The 18,282-nt window shown below is 54.6% G+C and carries 15 protein-coding genes and 1 riboswitch; of the genes, 4 read left to right on the forward strand and 11 right to left on the reverse strand.

Going from position 1 to position 18,282, the window contains the following annotated elements:
• From N3G78_06490 to N3G78_06535, 10 genes are all read right to left on the reverse strand, one after another.
• On the reverse strand, positions 1–670 hold a 670-nt coding region (locus N3G78_06490; protein ID MCX8117557.1), incomplete at its 3' end, for a cobyrinate a,c-diamide synthase.
• The gene (locus N3G78_06495) at positions 667–1,194 is read right to left on the reverse strand and encodes a cob(I)yrinic acid a,c-diamide adenosyltransferase (GenBank protein MCX8117558.1); all 528 of its coding nucleotides are present in this window, start codon (positions 1,192–1,194) and stop codon (positions 667–669) included. The genes N3G78_06490 and N3G78_06495, both read right to left, overlap by 4 nt.
• Before the next feature lie 16 nt (positions 1,195–1,210).
• The gene (locus N3G78_06500) at positions 1,211–3,784 is read right to left on the reverse strand and encodes a cobyric acid synthase (protein MCX8117559.1); all 2,574 of its coding nucleotides are present in this window, start codon (positions 3,782–3,784) and stop codon (positions 1,211–1,213) included.
• Positions 3,785–3,820: 36 nt separating this feature from the next.
• Complete coding sequence (locus tag N3G78_06505) at positions 3,821–5,809, reverse strand: TonB-dependent receptor (GenBank protein ID MCX8117560.1); 1,989 nt, start codon at positions 5,807–5,809, stop codon at positions 3,821–3,823.
• 142 nt (positions 5,810–5,951) lie between these two features.
• Positions 5,952–6,161, reverse strand: a riboswitch (cobalamin riboswitch).
• A gap of 54 nt (positions 6,162–6,215) precedes the next feature.
• Positions 6,216–7,433 (reverse strand): hypothetical protein, encoded by a 1,218-nt coding sequence (locus N3G78_06510; GenBank protein ID MCX8117561.1) that lies wholly within the window; start codon positions 7,431–7,433, stop codon positions 6,216–6,218.
• A gap of 15 nt (positions 7,434–7,448) precedes the next feature.
• Positions 7,449–8,759 carry a cytochrome ubiquinol oxidase subunit I gene (locus tag N3G78_06515; protein ID MCX8117562.1) on the reverse strand — a complete coding sequence of 437 codons (1,311 nt, stop codon included), beginning with the start codon at positions 8,757–8,759 and terminating at the stop codon, positions 7,449–7,451.
• Between the two features lie 46 nt (positions 8,760–8,805).
• Positions 8,806–9,207 carry an Rrf2 family transcriptional regulator gene (locus N3G78_06520; GenBank protein MCX8117563.1) on the reverse strand — a complete coding sequence of 134 codons (402 nt, stop codon included), beginning with the start codon at positions 9,205–9,207 and terminating at the stop codon, positions 8,806–8,808.
• An 87-nt stretch (positions 9,208–9,294) separates the two neighbouring features.
• Positions 9,295–10,239: a PfkB family carbohydrate kinase gene (locus tag N3G78_06525; protein MCX8117564.1), complete on the reverse strand. Its 945-nt coding sequence runs from the start codon at positions 10,237–10,239 to the stop codon at positions 9,295–9,297.
• Positions 10,240–10,273: 34 nt separating this feature from the next.
• Positions 10,274–11,623, reverse strand: coding sequence for a phosphoglucosamine mutase (gene glmM / locus N3G78_06530; protein ID MCX8117565.1), 1,350 nt, complete (start codon positions 11,621–11,623; stop codon positions 10,274–10,276).
• Positions 11,624–11,633: 10 nt separating this feature from the next.
• Positions 11,634–12,902 carry a UDP-N-acetylglucosamine pyrophosphorylase gene (locus N3G78_06535; GenBank protein ID MCX8117566.1) on the reverse strand — a complete coding sequence of 423 codons (1,269 nt, stop codon included), beginning with the start codon at positions 12,900–12,902 and terminating at the stop codon, positions 11,634–11,636.
• 204 nt (positions 12,903–13,106) lie between these two features.
• On the opposite strand from N3G78_06535, the gene N3G78_06540 reads away from it, so the two are divergent.
• Together N3G78_06540 and N3G78_06545 are read left to right on the forward strand one after the other, a co-directional pair.
• Positions 13,107–14,489 (forward strand): cytochrome c biogenesis protein ResB, encoded by a 1,383-nt coding sequence (locus tag N3G78_06540; GenBank protein ID MCX8117567.1) that lies wholly within the window; start codon positions 13,107–13,109, stop codon positions 14,487–14,489.
• A 91-nt stretch (positions 14,490–14,580) separates the two neighbouring features.
• Positions 14,581–14,871, forward strand: coding sequence for an integration host factor subunit beta (locus N3G78_06545; protein MCX8117568.1), 291 nt, complete (start codon positions 14,581–14,583; stop codon positions 14,869–14,871).
• On the opposite strand, the gene N3G78_06550 is transcribed toward N3G78_06545, so the two are convergent.
• Positions 14,868–15,923: a histone deacetylase gene (locus N3G78_06550; GenBank protein ID MCX8117569.1), complete on the reverse strand. Its 1,056-nt coding sequence runs from the start codon at positions 15,921–15,923 to the stop codon at positions 14,868–14,870. The genes N3G78_06545 and N3G78_06550 overlap by 4 nt on opposite strands.
• A gap of 220 nt (positions 15,924–16,143) precedes the next feature.
• On the opposite strand from N3G78_06550, the gene N3G78_06555 reads away from it, so the two are divergent.
• Positions 16,144–16,977, forward strand: a complete 834-nt coding sequence (locus N3G78_06555) for a CsgG/HfaB family protein (protein ID MCX8117570.1) — start codon at positions 16,144–16,146, stop codon at positions 16,975–16,977.
• Positions 16,978–17,049: 72 nt separating this feature from the next.
• Positions 17,050–18,279, forward strand: a complete 1,230-nt coding sequence (locus tag N3G78_06560) for a hypothetical protein (protein MCX8117571.1) — start codon at positions 17,050–17,052, stop codon at positions 18,277–18,279.
• The last annotated feature ends 3 nt before the right edge of the window (positions 18,280–18,282 follow it).

The raw sequence follows: 18,282 nt of genomic DNA on the forward strand, positions 1-18,282 counted from the left end.
CGCTAAGGGAGACGGATCTATCGAAGAGATCGGACATCTCGTCGAGCATTGCCGGGGTGAGGGTGTCCGAAGAGGCGGTGACAAGGCCGAGGTGGCGGCTCGGAAGCAAAGGAAGGGCCCCTCTCGGGATCGCCCCTAAGAGAGGTGGCAGAGAGGCGCCTTCGAGGGATCGGGAAAGCCACATCTTGTGGCTTTCCGATCCGCCCTGATTGCCGATGACGCCTGCAATTCGAAGGACATTGTCGAACTCGACACACCCTTTCACGAGGGCGGCAAGGCTTCGGGCCATGCCATGGACATTCACCACCAGAAGGACCGGTGCATCGAGCCAGCGAGCGATCTCTGCGGTGCTGCCCTCCAAGGTTTCCGGATCGGCGCCATCGAAGAGTCCCATCACTCCTTCGATCACTGCGAGGTCGGCATCTCCGGTGGTCCGGGAGAAGAGCCTGAGGACATATTCCTTCGAGGTCATCCAGCCATCGAGGTTGTAGCAGGGCCTTCCGGAAGCGAGGCTCAGGTAGGTGGGATCGAGAAAGTCGGGTCCTACCTTGAAGGTCTGGACCCTCAGGCCCCTTCGTCTGAAGGAGGACACCAGGGCCAGGGCGACAGAGGTCTTCCCCGCTCCGCTCTGGAGGCCTGCGATGACGATCCTCGCAACCGATCTCTTCAATATTCGATCCCCCGCTGGGCCCTCCAACCCTCTCGCAAACCGTGTTTGAGGCAAAGCATCTCGGTCACGGTGTCGGCCTCCTCGATCAATCCCGGGGTCGCCCCCCTTCCGGTCAAAACGAGACAGACCTTCTCGTCACCCACTCGGAGGAGTTCGATCACCCGATCCTCCTCCACCAATCCCTTGGCGATGGCGGTGCAGATCTCGTCCAGAACGATCAAATCGTATCGCTTCGACTGCAACGCCTTGAGAACCACTCCCAGAGCATTCTCTGCGGCTTTGCGATGTTCAACAAAGGCTGGATCATCGGCCGGCGGCGTAAAACCGCTTCCCATCTGGAGGACCTCCACTCCTGGAAGGTCTCTAAGGGCTTTTAATTCGCCGACCGATGGGTTCGATTTGATAAACTGGATCACAAGGATCCGAAACCCATGGCCAGAGGCCCTGAGGACGATTCCCAGGGCCGCTGTCGTCTTCCCCTTCCCCTCGCCCGTAAAGATCAGGATGCGCGGCTTTCCGTCCATCCCTTAGCCCTCTTCTTCATTTAAGCCCCATCACCCTGTAGATCTCGTCGATCCTCAAACTCCTACGGACGACCTCTGCAAGCCTCTCCAACGCCGGCTCCAGATCGTAATAGGCACAGATTTTTCCGAGGGGAGGGAGGCCCCGGCGTACGCGCAAACGGTCGATGAACCAGCGTCTGAACCCGTCGGCATCGAAGATCCCGTGGAGGTAGGTCCCCCAGATCTGCCCTTCCCCGATTGCGCCTCCGATCACCTCGCCATCGTCACGCCTTACGAGGGGCGTGAGGAAGCGAAAATCGGTCTCTCCATGGTGGATCTCGTAACCCTGGATTCTCAAGCCCGAGGCGAGGTGTTGCCCTTCGACGCGAAGGAGCGTCTTCTGGGCCGCCATGGTGGTTCGGATGGGGAGGAGACCCATCCCCGGAACGGTTTTCTCGTTCGATTCGACCCCTAAGGGGTCTTCGATCCTCTCGCCCAACATCTGTAACCCGCCGCAGAGACCCACGATCTCCGTTCTTCCCTCCCTCGCCAGGCCGATGATCTTCTCCTCGAGCCCGCTCTTCCGGAGATACCTCAGATCGTTCACCACGCTTTTGCTTCCCGGGAGGATGAGGACATCAGGGTGATCGAGGTCTTTTGGCGATCGAACGATCCGGAGGAAGACATCGGGTTCGATTCGGAAGGGGTCGAAGTCGGTGAAATTGGATATGTGGGGCAGGTCGATCACGGCGATCTCCACGGCTTCGGGCTTAGGAGGCATGTCGAGGCCTCCGCTCTTGAACTCGACCGAGTCTTCTTCGGGCAATTTCAGATCTTGGAGATAGGGGACGATGCCGAAGAAGGGAAGCCCTGTGTGTGCCTGGGTATATTTCATTGCCGGGTCGAGGAGATCCTTCTGGCCCCGGAAACGGTTGATCACGAAACCGGCGATCAGCCGCCGCTCCCACTCTGTTAAGACCTCGAGGGTCCCGATGAAGGAGGCGAAGACCCCACCCCGGTCGATATCTCCCACGAGGATGACCGGTGCTCGGGCATATTCGGCCATCCTCAGGTTGGCGATGTCGTGGTGCTTGAGGTTGACCTCGGCCGGGCTTCCCGCTCCCTCGAGGACGATGACGTCAAACTCTTCAGCCAATGAGTCGTAGGCCTTCTTGGCGGCCTCGAAGGCCTCCGGTTTAAATTCGATGTACCGGGAGACCTCCATATGGCCGACGGGCCTTCCGTTGAGGATGACCTGGGATCCCGTGTCGGAGCTCGGTTTGAGAAGGATCGGGTTCATCCGGACATCCGGATCGATCCGGCAGGCCTGGGCCTGCACCACCTGGGCCCTCCCCATCTCTCCACCGTCGCGCGTCACAAAGGAGTTGAGCGACATGTTCTGGGCCTTGAAGGGCGCGGGTCGGTATCCGTCCTGGAGGAGGATTCGGCACATGGCCGCGGCGAGCACGCTCTTTCCCGCATTGGAACCCGTACCTTGGAACATGACGGCAGGCGTCCTCTTCCGTTTCGAAACAAATACGGAGGGGAAACCCATCTCCTTCTTCAGGGCATCGAGGAGCTTAAGGTTCTCCTCCCTTCTCCTCACCGCTACGCGGAAGAATCGCTCATCCAGTCCTTCGAAGTTGGCGCAGACACGGATGGTGATGCCGGAGGAGAGCAGGGCCCGGAAGAGACGATGGGCATTCATACCTTTTCGATCGATCCGCACCAGAAGGAAATTGGCCCTTCCCGGATAGACCGTCACTCCGGGCAGTGAAAGCAATTCGTCAAAAAGGAATTCCCGTTCCTTACGGACGTACATCCTGGTTTGGCCGATAAAGGCGTCGTCCTTGAGCGCTTTCTCGCCCACGGCCTGGGCAAGGGCGTTGACCGACCAGGGAGGCTGAAGCTTCTTCATCTCATCGATCAAACCCTTTTCTGCGATGGCAAAGCCGAGTCTCAGACCCGGGAGGGCATAAAATTTTGTGAGGGAACGAAGGACGATGACGTTGGGAGGTCTATCTTTGATGAGGCTTTCCACCTCGTCCACAAAGTCAAGGAAGCTTTCGTCCACGATAAAGAAGGTGGAGGGATGCCTCGTTGCCAGGTCTCTTATCGCCTCGGGTGGAAGGACGAATCCGGTGGGGTTGTTAGGCTGTCCTAAAAAGACGATCTCATCTCCGATGAGCTTCGAATCGAGCACGGAGAGATCGAGTTTGAAACCTTCTTCCTCTTCAAGGACGATCTTTTCTATGGGTTTTCCCGTCAAAATCACCGCTTTGGCATAATCCGCGTAGGTCGGAACGGGGATGAGGGCCCTCGAGAAGGGCAAAGCCCGGGGAAGAAGGTAGATGATCTCGGAGGAGCCATTTCCCGCGAGGACCTCTTCCCCTCTCACACCATATCGATCAGCGATGGCGGCCTTGAGGAGGCTGCATTCCGGATCGGGATAGTGGACGATCGAACTCAACCGAGAACTGATCAGGGGACGAAACCATTCCGGAGGCCCCAAGGGGTTGATGTTGGCCGAAAAGTCGAGAATATCCTTTTCGGACCGACCCGAGAGCCTGCCTAGCTCCCTCAAATTTCCTCCGTGTTCATGGTCCGCCATCCCAGCCGATCTTGCTCCCTGGTTGAGGATACATGTTTAAAAGTTAAAAGAGAGGCCTCCGAAGAAATTTCGCTCCGGAGATGGATAATAGAATGGGAGGCCCGCGACATTGAGGACGCCGTGTTCGGCATACTTCTGGTTGGTGAGGTTGTTTACGCCCACGAAGGCTTTTAGGCCTCTCCACTCATAAGAGAGCTTGGCATCGAGCGTATAGTATCCATCGAGTCTTCCTGCTCGATTCCCCCAGTCACTGATGAAATGGCGGGAGCCTACAAAATTGGCCCTACCGCTAAAGGTGAGGCCTTTGAGAAAGGCATTTCCGAAGGCCTCTCCAAAATGGAGATCCGTCCCTAAAGAGCCTTTGTGCCTTGGAACGGCAGGGATGTCGCTCCCGGAGAAGCCGTCTCCCCGGAGTTTGGGATGGACGTATCCATAATTTCCCCAAACATGGAACCCCTGGAGGGGTTTCGCTTTTAAACCCGCCTCCAACCCACGGCGCCTCGTCCTCGGGTAGTTCTCATTGCTGAACGTGAGGGGATTAAAGAAGAGCTCGTCTCGAAGATCCGCCCAGAAGAGGGTGAGAGTCCCTTCTAACCAATCGTTTAAGGCGTGACGGATACCGGTTTCGTAGTGGTATCCTCTCTGGGGCTTGATCGCGGTATTGGCCTGAAATAGAGGAAAGTATTGAATCAATTCATCCGACACCGGAAAACGGAAACTCCTTTTCAGGCTTAAAAAGACAGAACTCCCCTTTCCGAAGAGATAGTTGAGCCCTATATTCCAAGCTGGCTCGGATTCCCGTTTGCGATCCTCGGCGCCCGAGGAGGCCTGGGCGACATCATAGGTAACCCATTCCCATCTTCCTCCGAGGGAGAGAAAGAGCTTTTCGAGTATGGAAAATTCATCGTAGAGATAGAGGCCGATCGACTTTTTCTCGACGCTGATACGGTCAGGGCCGAAGAATAGGGATTCGGAATCCACCTTTGAATCGGAATGATAATAATCCAAACCCAAAATGAGCTTATTGGCGCGGCCTCCTATTGTTTTTTCAAGCACATACTTGGGGGTGAGTCCGAAGGTGGAAAGATTCTTTCTGTCTTCAAAGAAGAAGGAGCGAAAGAGACTGTGCACCTCGCGATGCCGATAGGAGAGATCGGTTTCGACCCGGCCCATCTCCTTGAAATCCATTTTGGTGCCGAGGGAGAGGTAGCCGTCGTCCGTATCCGCTTTATCGTCAGGGTTCAGCGTCGTCCTTCTGTCAACTTTATAAAGGAACCGTGGAAGGGCCCCTGGCATACCATAATCGTCTCGGTGGAAATTTCCGTTTAAAGAAATTTGCAGGGTGGGATTGAGGTCGAGCTGGATCTTGCCACCGATGTCCTTATATCGGAAAAAGTTGTTTTCCCGATAGCCTTCGGTGGAGCTGTAAACCCCGTGAATTAGGGCGGAGAGGGGACCGGATTTTCCTGAAACGGAGGCGCTCTCCTTATGATAGAGATAACTTCCCCTTACAACCTCCCCTTTGACAGAGAAGGGTTTTTCAGGTTTTTTGGTGATGATGTGGATCACACCGCCGACGGCATTGTCTCCATAGAGGACGCTTCCCGGACCCCGGAGGATCTCTATCCGCTCGATCTGATCCAGGGGGATCTGGGTCCAATCCACCCCGCTTAGATCGATCTCGTTCACCCTCCTTCCGTCCACGAGGACGAGGGTGTTGAGCAGACCGGTTTCACCGAATCCCCGGACATCGACCGAGACGGTCTTTCCGCTTCCGGTGTAGTCCCGGACCACTACCCCGGCCTCTGTCCGCAACAGATCGACCGTCGATTGGGCGTTGGATCGCTCGATCTGTTCTCGGGTGATGACGGTGATATTGGCCGGAATCTTTCTTACCTCTTGGGGGTCTCTTGTGGCGGTGACGACGATGGTTTCGAGGGTGATCTCTTTTTCTTGAGCCCTCAAAGAATTTGGGTCGGCGAGCAGCAGGATCGTCGTTGCAAGAAGGTAAAAAAACCTTATCATAGGAACCCTCCTCTCGATGTGTTCCATTGACCTGGTTTTTCGGGGGAGAAGAAAGGGATCAAAAAAAATCCCCGGCCTTCGCACGAAAGACCGGGGATTTTACCCGCTTTTGACCCTTCACAGTCTCGACCTCGAAGACCTTTGCGTGAAGCGCATCCGGGCAAGGTTTTCTGACTTTCCCGACCTTAACTCGCCTTCCCAATCCCAAGGACCAGTGGCTTTCTCGTTAAGGCGCTTACCTCGGCTGGAACCGAGGTCGGGATTACAGCGGCGGGTCCGTCCCCGACTCTCACGGGGTTCCCTTTTCCCGGATACCACCTATTCAATTGATCTCCCATTAACCGATTGAGGAATAGGTTGTCAAGACGGTCGGGGTTTAACCTTTGATTTTAAATAATGAGCTCTTCTACAAAAGATAGTTTTTGATCGAAAGGAATACTCCCAAACCTGCCACAACGACGATCCAGAGCACGAGCAAGGCGATGCCGAATTTTCCCAATTTATGGAGAGAAGGGGTGGCTTCGTAAAAACCCCTCTGCCTTCCCGAATGGTAGGCCACCGAGAGGAGGTAGGCGACGACGACCAGGCCCATCAGAAAGGTGCCGAGAAAGAGGATCGTGCTTCCCCAGTCGATGTTCAGTTTATAATCGAAGATGGAATAATGAAACCGGCCCACATATTTCATCCTCAAGGACTCCCTGGCATAGGACATCCCGAAGAGGGTGAGAAAGGCACCGAGGAGGCTCGGTAAGGCGTACTTGACCGGATCGTTTTGAGCAAAATGGAGGAGAAAGAGGAGACCGAGGCCGAGCCCCGCGCCGATGAGGAAGAAGGGATCGGTGTGGAAGTTAAATTCCTGCGGCAGGCTGAGGAGCCACCAGAAACCCACGGCCGCCTGCAGGGCGGTGAAGAGGAAGGCCGTCTTGGCACCGAGCCTTCCCACCCAAGCGAGGTAACTTTTCTCGAAGTCCGTCCTCTCTTTGAAATACCAGGAATAGAGCATGAGAAATATCCCGGCCAGGGCGAAGGAGGGGACGATGAAGTGGATGAATCTCGAAAGCTGGAAGGCATGGAGAGAGCTTCCGGAGGCGTCGACCCTCCCGCCTTTGATATACCAGCCGAACCATTTTTCTGGCTGAAGGAGCTGGTATCCGAGGCCGTGCATGATGGCCCCGGCAAGAAAGAAGAGGAGGACCGCCACGATCCCGAAGAAGGCATAACCCCTCCCGCCATGGCTTTCTCTCTTAAGATAGAAGATATAGGTAAAGCCATAGGCTACCATCAGGATGAGGACGAAGGCGATGACCCAGACGGCCGAAAGGGTATTCGACGTATACCAGAAAGGATCGTAGATGACCTGCACGAAGAGAAGAGGCGCTATCCCCAGGAGCATGGCCATGGAGAGGTTGGCCGGAACGGCCCTGGCCAAGGCCCTCGAGAGACGCTTCCAGTAGCCATCCTTCTTGAAATGGCCATAGACGGCATAGAAAGAGGTGCCCAGGGTGAAGTTGACAAAGAGGATGTGCAAGGCAAAGGTCAGAACCATCAACACCTGGAAGACGAGAGGGTAAAAGGGTATTCCCATCGGGTCCTGCAAGGCCTTCAACATCGTCCCGGTATCCATGGTCTCCTCCTTTCCTCATTCTTTAATGAAAGAAGCGAGATAGGCGGCGAGGGCCTGCTTCTCCCTCTCCGTTCCGAAGAAGGGCGGCATATAAGGCGATTGTTTGAGTCCCTCCAGAAACTCTCCCAGGGCCTCCTTGTCCAGTCCAAGGTTCTTGATCCTCTGGGGCATCGGCCTCAGACCTTTTTCGTCGAGGGTGTGACAGGCAGTGCATTGGATCATCGCGATCAGCCGGCCGGCTTCGAGCAAGTTTTCCTCTTTGACCTCTCTCAAATCTTCGGGGACGAAGGGAGAGATCTTAAGGAGTCCCGTCTCGTCCATCCTTCCCGTCTCCGCCTTAACCCCTTTGGCAGGGATATCATGGCCGATGATCTGGTTGGAGTACATGTACTGGGGGATGAGGTAAGGTTTTCTCACGATCTCCCTTATCCTCTCGGCCGACCAGATGCCTCCAAACATGACCGCGATCATCGCCAGGGCCGGGATGAGCCTGATCGTGAGGGGTTTGATTTTGACGAAGATGAAGTAAAGGATGAGGAGCCCGAGGGGAACGGCGATCCCGGTTTTCAGCCCCCGGGAGACGGCTGTGGAGAGCAGGCCGCGGGCCTCCTCCGGAAGGGTCTTTAAATACCATAGAGACAGGAAGGCCCCGAGGATCAGGCCGGCAAGCCCCCATTTGGCCGCGGTCTTCGTGACCCATCCCCTCACCTCGGCGTTCTTCACCCGTGTGGCCACGGCGATGGCATAGACCGCCGAAACGGAAAACATCAACGCTGTCCTCATCAAAAGCTGGGGCCAATAGGTCTGATTGAAGAACCCATCGAAGAAGTTCCCGGTCTCCATCAACTTGCCAGGAGAGACCATGAAGGCCAGGATTCCCACGATGATGACCATCGTGATCCATGAGCCTATGGCGAAGATCCAGCCGATCGTCAGATGGGTCCTCCGATCCACCTTGCCGAAGGTGTAGTAATAGACGAAGATTCCGACCACCTCGATGATGAAGAAGACCCATTCCGTCGCCCATCCCCAGACATAGGTGTGGATCAGGGCGGAGATGCTTCGGGGGCTGCCCACGGTTGCGGCGAACCAGATGCCGATGCCGCTCAGGGAGCCGAGGACATAGGAGAAGACGAGGAGGAGCAAAGTATATTTTTTTAGGAATTCCAGAAGATCCTCCCTCTTCTCCCGATAGGCTTTCGTCTCCACGAAGACGTTGAACCACATGGCGCCGATCAGGAGATGGGACGGCAGGACGTGGAAGGTGGCCATGAAGGCGAGAATCATGCCCGAGGTCCATCCAGGCACTTCCCAGATCGGATACATCTTCTCCTCCTTTCCCCGTCAAGGAAGCTTTCGTTAGACGGTTCACTCATCCCTTTTTGGCGAGGGTCGCGAAATTTTCCCTCCTCAGTCTCTTTTCCACATGGGTCCGGATCTCGGTCCAGATCGGATGGACCGTGCAGGTGGAGCTTCGGCTGCATCGCCTCCGATCGATGGCGCATACGTTCATGGCCGAAGGGCCCTGGATCGCCTCGATCACGTCGAGCAAGGAGATCTCCCTCGGCTTTTTGGCCAGTTGAAATCCTCCGGCCACCCCGCGGACGGAAGAGACGATCCCCTTGGCCGCGAGGCGTTGGAGGATCTTGGCAAGAAAGGTCCGCGGGATCTCCATGGACTCCGAAATTGCCTTGGCGCTGGCGGTCTTGTCTGGGTTCTGGGCAAGGTAGAGGACGCAACGGACCGCGTAATCGGCCTCTCTCGTGACATACATGGTCAGGTCTCAGGGCGAGGAGGTTCCTCAAAATAGGACTAAATTAGTCCTATATTCGCCCAAAAAAAATTTTTTGTCAAGCCTTTTTTAAGGCGAAAGGGTGGGCTCCCCCTGGCGCATGAACTTCTGGGCCTCCTCCAGGGGAGGGATTCCCTTTCGGCCGCCGAGGTCTCGGCATTTGAGGCCGGCGACCACATTGGAAAATCTCAAAATCTCCTCTACCTCCCAGTTCTGAAGCAGCCCATAGATGAAACCCGCATGAAAGACATCGCCCGCGCCGGTGGTGTCGATGGCCTCGACGGAAAGCCCTTTTGAATAGACGATCTCTCCATCGATGAGGGCCATTGCGCCTTCGGCCCCGAGGGTCGCACAGAGGAAGCCGGAGGTGTACTTCTGGAGTTCCAAAAGGGCCTTCTCCCGATCCTGGACCCCTGTGAAAAGGGAGGGGAAGCGTGAGGAGGTGATGACGAAATCGATCGTCTCGATCAATTCTCCCGTCAACGGCTCCACCTTGTCGATGTCGATCACCGTGGGGATCTTCTCCTCCTTTGCCCATCGGGCACACTGGAGGGCGGCCTCGATGTCGTGCCCATCCAGATGGAGGATCTTTCCGGAACAGACCTCCTCCCTCTTGAGTTCTCCGGGACGGTACATCAGTTTTTCGTCCCGATCCCAGAGGATCGTCCGTTCTCCCGAAGGGGCATCGATCAGGATCACCGCGACCTGATTGGTCGCACCAGGTTCGATCGTCACGGAGGAGACGTCCACCCCTTCCTCCCGGATCGACTCGAGGGAGTAGCGGCCCAGTTCATCATCGCCCACCTTCCCGATATATTTGGTTTTTACTCCCCAGCGGGCCAGGGCGACCATGGCGGTAGCCACCTGACCACCTCCTTGCTTCGAGAATCGGAGCACCTTCAGCTTCGAGTTGAACTCCGGAAAATGGGGGAGGACGGCGAGAAAGTCGACCGCGTTGAGGCCCATCCCTACCACATCGAAAGGCCTGTTTAGGAGGGGGAGATCGAAACGCATCCTTCTTGGATCGAGGATAGATTTGGATGGAGGGTCAGCCGATCGTCTTTCGGATCACCTCGGCGATCTCCTGGCAGTATTGCTCGGTCAGGTCGTGAGTGGGGCCTTCCACCATCACCCGGCACATGTTCTGGGTCCCGGAATAGCGTACCAGAACCCGGCCGTTGTCTCCCAGCTCCGACTCGACCCGTTTGATGATCTCTACAACCTTGGGCAACGAGGCGATCTCGGGTTTCTGCCTCACCTCGACATTGATCAGTTTTTGCGGGTAAATTTCCATCCACTTTGCCAGCTCGGAGAGGGGTTTTCCTGTCTCCACCATCGCGGCGATCAACTGGATGGCGGTGATGATCCCATCGCCCGTCGTGTGGTGTTCGAGAAAGATGGTGTGGCCCGCCTCCTCACCGCCGATGATCCCGCCCAACCGGAGCATCTCCTCCAGGACGTAGCGGTCTCCGACGGCAGAGGCATGGTGCTGAATGCCGTATCGCTTGCAGGCCACCTTGAGGCCGTAATTGCTCATCACCGTGCTGACCAGCAGGTTGTTCTTAAGCTTCCCTTTCTCTTTGAGGAGTTTGGCACAGATGATGAGGATCTGGTCGCCCGTGAGGACCTGGCCCTTTTCGTCCACGGCAATTAAACGATCGCCATCGCCATCGAAGGCCAGCCCGATGGCCGCTCCGGTCTCCAGGACCCGATGCCTCAAGTCCTGAGTATATTGGGAGCCACAGCGATCATTGATGTTGAGGCCGTTGGGGGTGTTGTGGATCACGTCCACGCTCGCCCCGAGCTCGAAGAAGGTGGTCGGCGCCACCTTATAGGTGGCCCCGTTGGCCGTATCGAGGACGATCTTCATCCCTTCCATCGAAAGGTCTCTGGGAAAGGTATTTTTAAGAAAGACGATATAGCGCCCCTGCACATCCTCGAGCCGAAAGGCCTGACCCATCTCTTTGGGAGGAGGGACCATTTCGGAGAGCCGATTTTCGAAGATGAGCTTTTCGATCTTCTCCTCCTCCTCGTCGGAGAGTTTGAAACCGTTCCCCGAAAAAATTTTGATGCCATTGTCCTGGTAAGGATTGTGAGAGGCCGAAATCACAATCCCTGCATCGGCCCTCATGCTCTGGGTGATGAAGGCGATGCCGGGCGTGGGAAGGACGCCCACCAGGTAGGGATGGCCTCCCATCGACGTGATGCCCGATTCGAGGGCCCCTTCGAGCATATAGCCGGAGATGCGGGTATCTTTGCCGATGATAATCCTCGTTTTATGGTTGGGCTTTTTTAAAAGATAGGTCATCGCCTGCCCCACGGAGAAGGCCACATAGGCATCCATCGGATATCGATTGGCCTCCCCTCGAATTCCGTCTGTGCCAAACAACTTCCCCATGGTTCCCCCTTCAGGTCTCTCCGATTCCCTTGAACAACCTCAAGGCCGGCAGGCCCCTCTTGGCCTTCAGGCACGTGTTCAGAACGATGGCATCGAGCCACGCGGTGCCTACGGACGATATCTTGGTAGGCAGGCCCTGGATGACCTTGAGGTAGTGGTCCCCATGCTCTCTCTTCTGCTTGAGAAGGCCGTCGAGGAAGGTATCCCGCTCCTCCTCCCCGGCCCTATGGGTGGCCTCGGCGTCGAGCAGCCCCTCAAGGTCTTTTCCTTTTTCAAAGAACTCCTGTTTGGCTTTTTGATGTTCAGGACCCTTTGGGGCGGTAAGATCGATGGCCTCGGCCACCTTGTTGGCCATCTCTTTGAGTCGTTGGAACCTCTCTTTTTTGGCTCGCTGGAGATTGTCGAGAACCGCTTCCCAGATCAGGGTCCCGTATTCCTGTTCCCTAAAGAAGAGCTTCCTTACATGGCGATACCACTGCTCCAGGGCGATCAAATTTCCGATATAGCGAACGTTATTTTCAACGATCTTGGAAAGATTGGGATAGGCCTTGGGAATCCGATGGAGAATCTTGGGCGAGTGCCTTCTCCCAACAATTAAACAGTTCTCCATCTCGATGTCCTTCCGGAGGATCGCTCCAGCCGCCGTCACATTTCCGAAGTTGACCCATAACGGCCCGACCAAACCGCCCTGTCCCCCGAGAAAGATCGGGGGTTTGTTGAGCATCACCCCCCGGGGGACATCCCCGATCAAGGATGGGGTGGCTTTATCCCCATCGGGGGTAAAGTTAAAGTGAATAAAAGAGCTTCCCACCTCGCTATGATCTTTTCGGCTCGTCCCTCCGGCCATCAGGCAGTCACAGAAATTGATGAGGCTTCCGAGGGTGACGAAAGGGAAGAGGATGGTATGTTTCAGACCGACGCAGTGGGCCCCGCTCGCCTGTTCTTCAAGCAAGCAAGCTTCCCGGACATGGGCGCCCGACCCCATGCTCGACTTTTCGAGAAAGACCGAATTTTTGAAGTAGCCGCCTTTCAATTCAACCCCAGGCCCGAGTTGGCAGTTTTCCAGTGTGACCGGGCCTTCGGCACCGAGCTGAACGCCAGAGGAGATGACCGTTTTTTCTCCATAGATTCGGCATCCTGGATAGATCCGGACGCCCTTTCCTGAAATCCGGTCGATATCGACCTCTTCGCCTATGTCGATGGTGAAAGGGGAAGGAAGCTTCACCCCTTTCTTAAATAATTGGTCGATTTTTGGATCGGGCGTGAGTTGATAACCCAACCTAAATCCCTCCAACGGGGTTCTGGCCCCATCATCTTAATATAAAAATCTCGGAAAAAAAAGATTCTTTCTTGAACCCAAGGTCCGACCTTTTCCTTGACAGGGTGTGGTCTATAGGTTAAAAATTTCAAATACTTGTCATGCTGAGGGTCCTTCTGAAGGGATTCCCCCAGAAGGAGGGCCTAAAAAACCTCAGAGGGGATCATGGGTCAAAAGGAGAAGGGGTGGTTAAGTATTCTTTTCGATTTTCTCCGTTCCGTTAAGCTTACTATATTTCTCCTCATTCTTCTTGCTCTAATCTCCGTCATCGGCACGGTGATCAAGCAGAACGCCCCCCAAGAGGAATATATCCGTCGCTACGGGATCGAGCTCTACAATATCCTTGATTTTTTCAATCTTTTCGATATGTACCATTCTTGGTGGTTCAGTGCCATCCTGCTGTTTCTCGTGCTCAATCTCATCGCTTGCTCCCTTCATCGCCTTCCTGGGGTTTTGAAACAGATCTTCCGAGAAGCCGAACTAAAGGGGATTGAAGCGTCGAGCCTTAAAACACTTCCTTTTGTGGAACAGATCCGCCTCCATTTGCCTCCGGAGGATGTCGCCTCCGAGATCGACTCCCTTTTAAAGAAAAGGTTCAAGAGGCCCAAACGAATCGACGGGGAAACCTATCGGGGGTTCTATTCGGAAAAAGGAAGGTTTTCGAGGCTTGGGGTCTATATTACCCATTTAAGCATCCTCATCATCCTTGTCGGCGGGATGATCGGGTCCCTTTTCGGATTCAGGGGATTCGTCAATATCCTGGAAGGGGAGACCGTGGACCATATCTTCCTGAGAGGCAAAGACGGGGAGATGATGAGACCGATCGGTTTTTCCCTCCGCTGTGACGATTTCAGGGTGATCTTTTATGACCTCGAGAGACCTGAGAAGATCGTCAAAGAGTACATGAGCGACCTGACCGTCCTTGAAGAGGGAAAAGAGGTGTTGAAGCGAACGATCGAGGTCAATCACCCCCTCCAATACAGGGGATTGACCTTTTATCAGTCCAGTTATGGAACGATCCCAGATCTGACCATCGGGGTTCAATGGAAGGGGAAGCAGGAGAAGCGATTCCTCAGGGGGCTTGAGGGTGAGACGATCGGGATCCCGGAATCCCAGATGAGGCTTCGCCTCCTGAGATATGTACCTCAGGTCCATAATTTTGGGGAAGGGGTCCAAGTCGCCCTTTTCGAGCCCAACCGGCCGCCCAAAACCCTCTGGGTGCTAAAGAACTTTCCGAAGATGGAACAGCCTGGGGAAGATTCTTTAATCCTCACCCTCGAAGAGGTGAAGACAAAAGAGTATACCGGCCTCCAGGTCACGAAAGACCCAGGGGTCTGGATCGTCTGGGTGGGCTGCGGCTTGATGATCGTCGGGCTCATCCTCGCCTTCTTCTATTCCCACCAGAGGGTCTGGGTGGTAATTCCCCTGAAAGGTGACGGTGAGATCGTCCTGGCAGGTTCGACGAATAAAAATAGGGTGGGGTTTGAAAAGAGGTTCAGGGAGATCGCGGAAGAGGTTCGCAATTTGGTCTCGGGTTCCAAACGGTGAGTTCGGAAGCAGGGACCTTAACCGAGACTGGTCTTTAGGGCCAGGGGAAGGAGGAGCTATGGTGCAGGGCAAAAGGGAGAAGGCAGGCGTCATGAACAAAGCAGAACTGATCGAAAAGGTCTCGGAGAGGACGAATGTGACCCAGAAAGTGGCCAAGGTGATCGTCGATACCCTCTTCGAAGGGATGAAGGAGAGCCTCCAGAAGGGTCAACGGATCGAAATCAGGGGGTTTGGCAGTTTTATGGTCCGCCATTACGGAGGTTATAAAGGCCGAAATCCAAAGACAGGGGAGGTCGTCGATGTCCCTCCCAAAAGACTCCCTTTCTTTAAGGTCGGAAAAGAGCTTAAGGAGATGGTCAACACCGTTGGAAAAACGACCTAAAGGCTTTTCCAGTAACGCTTTTGAATCTCCTTCACCTGACGGATGACCCCATCGATCCGGGAGTATTCCGACTTCTCTTTTTCGAGGAGGTCTTTCTTTTCGAGGGGAGAGATCTGGGCCAGCTCTTTCAAAACGGCTTTGACAGATCTCCCCTGACCCGCAACGTCATACCCCCCCTCTAAAGCGATTGCCACTCTCCCTTGGGCGGTCGCCTCTGCCACTTCCATCAAGATCTGGGTCATTCTGGCAAACCCCTTCTCCGTTACTTCCATCCCTCCCAGGGGATCGTTGTAATGGGTATCGAATCCGGCAGAAATCAGAACCAGCTGGGGTCGATATTCGAGGGCGATGGGCTTGATTAACTTCTCAAAGATATTTCCAAATTCGGCATCGCCGGCTCGGATGGAAAGGGGGATATTGACCGTGAATCCCAATCCCTTCCCTTTTCCCACCTCGTTGGCCGAACCCGTTCCAGGATAGAAGAAGCCGTATCGGTGGGTCGAGACGTAAAGGACCCTGGGATCCTCGTAGAACATGTTCTGTGTTCCGTTTCCGTGATGGACATCCCAGTCCACGATCAGGATCCGTTCGAGAGAAAATTCCTTGATCGCGTAAAGGGCTCCGACGGCGATGTTGTTGAAAAGGCAGAACCCCATGGCCCGGTCCCTTTCCGCATGGTGACCGGGTGGCCGGATCAAGGCAAAACCGTTTTTCAATCTTCCCTCCATGACGGCCTTGATCAGCTCCAAGAGCCCTCCCGCTGCGAGAAGGGCCGTTTCGTAGGATTTGGCACAGGTGGAGGTATCCATATCGAGACGGTAATAGGGTTTTCCCGAGGTCTTTGCCACCTGATCGATATAGGCGGGCGAATGGACCAGTTCCAACTCCTCCCGCGTGGCAAACCGGGGTGGGACAAGTTCGAGAAACCCTTTTAGGTCCGGCTCTTCGAGCATCTCATAAATGACCCTTAACCGCTCCGGGCTCTCCGGATGGCCTGGGTCCATGACATGATCCAGATATCGTTCGTCTTTAACGATACCGGTTTGATTCATCTTCGAGCTCCTTTCACGAGGAATAGACCTTTTGAGCCTAATGGGTTTATCTCTGTTTGTCAAGAAAAAGCTTGACAATAGGCCATCCTAAGGTATAGATTAAACCCATTCCAATGAATCAAAAACAGGGTGATTGAGGATGAAAAACCTAATTCTACTCCTTCTGATAACGGGCTGGTCTTTCTTCCTTTTTCCTCCGTTCCCGGGGGAGGCAGGAGAGGTGGTAACCCCTAATATTAAACTCTGGGCCAAGAAGGCCCTTGAAGAGGAGAAAGCTCTTCGGCCCGTCGAAGCTCGAAATACGGTGGCGGTTCTCTATTTCGAGAACAAGACCGGCAATCCAGACCTCGATCCCCTTCAGAAGGGCCTCGCCCTGATGCTGATCACCGACCTCAGCACCCTCAAAGGGCTTCAGGTGGTGGAGCGAATCAAGTTGCAGGCCTTGGTGGAGGAGATGGGATTTGGAACCGCAGGCCTGGTTCAGCCCGGAACGGCTCCCCGGGTGGGAAGACTCCTGGGAGCCAGGTGGATCATCGGGGGAGAGATCGTCAAAGGGTCGATCCACCTCAAATCGACCCTCCTCGACGTAGGGGAGCAGAGAATTGTGGGGCAGCCCCTCGTGACGGGGGAATTGGCAGACCTGTTTCGTCTCGAAAAAGAGCTCCTCTTCAAGCTGATCGAATTTCTCAAGATCGAGGTCTCCCCGCAGGAGCGGGAGGAGCTTCGGAAATACATTTCCACCAATCTTCGGGCTCTTACCCTCCTCTTCAAGGGGATTGAGGCAAGCGACCGGGGGCAGTACGAAAAAGCCGGCCAATTCTATGAGTCGGCTCTTAAAGAGGATCCCAAGATCTTTGTGGCCCGGAGTGCCTTGCAGGAATTGATCCAGCTGAAATTGATCAAGCCGCAGAAGAGAACCCGTGAGCTTCTCAATTCCTTGAGAGATCGAAGCTCCCTCACGGATCAACTGACTCCCGAAGACGCAACGAGAAGGGGGCGGGGGCCTTCCGAGATAACCCCCTCCAAGGGCGAAAGGCCCTATAACCCAGATTAAGGGAACAAGGAAAAGGAATCCTGGAACCACGGGCAATATTGAAATACTTTATAGAAATTAGGAGCGATTTTCATGAAAACTTTCCTTAAATGGGTCATTTTTTCTTTTCACATCCTTCTCGGTTTGGAGGCAAGTTTTGCAGTGGAGTTCGAGGCCCAGACATGGGTTCGGTCGGATTGGTGGAAGGATGACGTCAATCGTCAGGGTCAGCAGGTCTACATCCCCATCTGTGCCGAAGCCCGTTTTCAAAATCTATCCCTGAGGATCCTTACTGGGGAGGCTTACACCCGACTCGACCCGCGTAGAAATCCAAATCGTTCCCTGGCCACTCTCCTTGACACCAAAGTAAACTTTTCCTATGAAATCATTGAGAAATTGCCGGTTGATCTCCTCGTGGGCCTCGATTTCAACTTGCCCACCGGTAAATCGAACCTCAAGCTTAAAGATCGGGGACTCCTCATGGATCCGGACCTTGTCTCCATTAACAAATTTGGAGAAGGTTTTAACGTAAATCCCAACCTTAGCATTGCGAAGGATTGGGGAAGGTTCGCTGCGGGAGTCGGTTTGGGTTATGTCTGGAGAGGAGAATACGATTTTACCACTCAGGTTTTGGAAATCAACGACTTCTTATTCGGAAGAATTATTAAATTTTATGCCCGGGATTATGATCCGGGGGAGATCTTCAATATCAATGCTGAGCTCCGTTATGATGTTTTGCCGAGATTCCAGGGTCGTCTTTACAGCCAGTATGTCTGGTATGGCCGGGACAGGCTGAAGAAAAAGGACTTTTATCAGGAAGGTGATCTTTGGATGGTTGGCATGGGGCTCCAATATTCCCAAGAGGAGTGGGAGGTGGAGATCACCTTAAGAGGGCTTCTCCGAGGGAAGAGCAAAGTGAAACAAGACCCAGGAGATGTTAGCTTGATTCCTCCGGACCGGTGGTATCTCTATGGACTCCGCCAGCCCATCCGGACCGAACCCAAAAACAGCCACGGCGACGAATGGGTGGCGGATCTTTCGATCCGATATTTTCTCGACGAAAAGACCGCGCTGAAATCCTTTCTCCAAGGGCTTTACGTCACCAAAAACGACTATCCCTTCGGCTCGCCCCGTTTCCTAGGGAGACGAGAGAAAGGCTCCCTCGGTCTCGGCCTCTCCAGGGTGTTGCATCCCTCGCTCCAGGGAGAGCTTATCGGCAGAGCCTTCCTCATGCATGACGAAGAACGCTTTATGCCGGAATTTCAGAGCGAGCGGAATTACCGGGGATATTCCGTCGGTCTCTACCTGACCGGAAAGTTTTGAACC

It is taken from the genome of Thermodesulfobacteriota bacterium, from assembly GCA_026415035.1.
Lineage (GTDB): Bacteria > Desulfobacterota > BSN033 > BSN033 > UBA1163 > RBG-16-49-23.

Coding starts and splice junctions, on each gene's coding strand:
- N3G78_06495 (MCX8117558.1), bottom strand. CDS start 1,194: ATGGACGGAAAGCCGCGCATCCTGATCTTTACGGGCGAGGGGAAGGGG.
- N3G78_06500 (MCX8117559.1), bottom strand. CDS start 3,784: ATGGCGGACCATGAACACGGAGGAAATTTGAGGGAGCTAGGCAGGCTC.
- N3G78_06505 (MCX8117560.1), bottom strand. CDS start 5,809: ATGATAAGGTTTTTTTACCTTCTTGCAACGACGATCCTGCTGCTCGCC.
- N3G78_06510 (MCX8117561.1), bottom strand. CDS start 7,433: ATGGATACCGGGACGATGTTGAAGGCCTTGCAGGACCCGATGGGAATA.
- N3G78_06515 (MCX8117562.1), bottom strand. CDS start 8,759: ATGTATCCGATCTGGGAAGTGCCTGGATGGACCTCGGGCATGATTCTC.
- N3G78_06520 (MCX8117563.1), bottom strand. CDS start 9,207: ATGTATGTCACGAGAGAGGCCGATTACGCGGTCCGTTGCGTCCTCTAC.
- N3G78_06525 (MCX8117564.1), bottom strand. CDS start 10,239: ATGCGTTTCGATCTCCCCCTCCTAAACAGGCCTTTCGATGTGGTAGGG.
- glmM (MCX8117565.1), bottom strand. CDS start 11,623: ATGGGGAAGTTGTTTGGCACAGACGGAATTCGAGGGGAGGCCAATCGA.
- N3G78_06540 (MCX8117567.1), top strand. CDS start 13,107: ATGGGTCAAAAGGAGAAGGGGTGGTTAAGTATTCTTTTCGATTTTCTC.
- N3G78_06545 (MCX8117568.1), top strand. CDS start 14,581: ATGAACAAAGCAGAACTGATCGAAAAGGTCTCGGAGAGGACGAATGTG.
- N3G78_06550 (MCX8117569.1), bottom strand. CDS start 15,923: ATGAATCAAACCGGTATCGTTAAAGACGAACGATATCTGGATCATGTC.
- N3G78_06560 (MCX8117571.1), top strand. CDS start 17,050: ATGAAAACTTTCCTTAAATGGGTCATTTTTTCTTTTCACATCCTTCTC.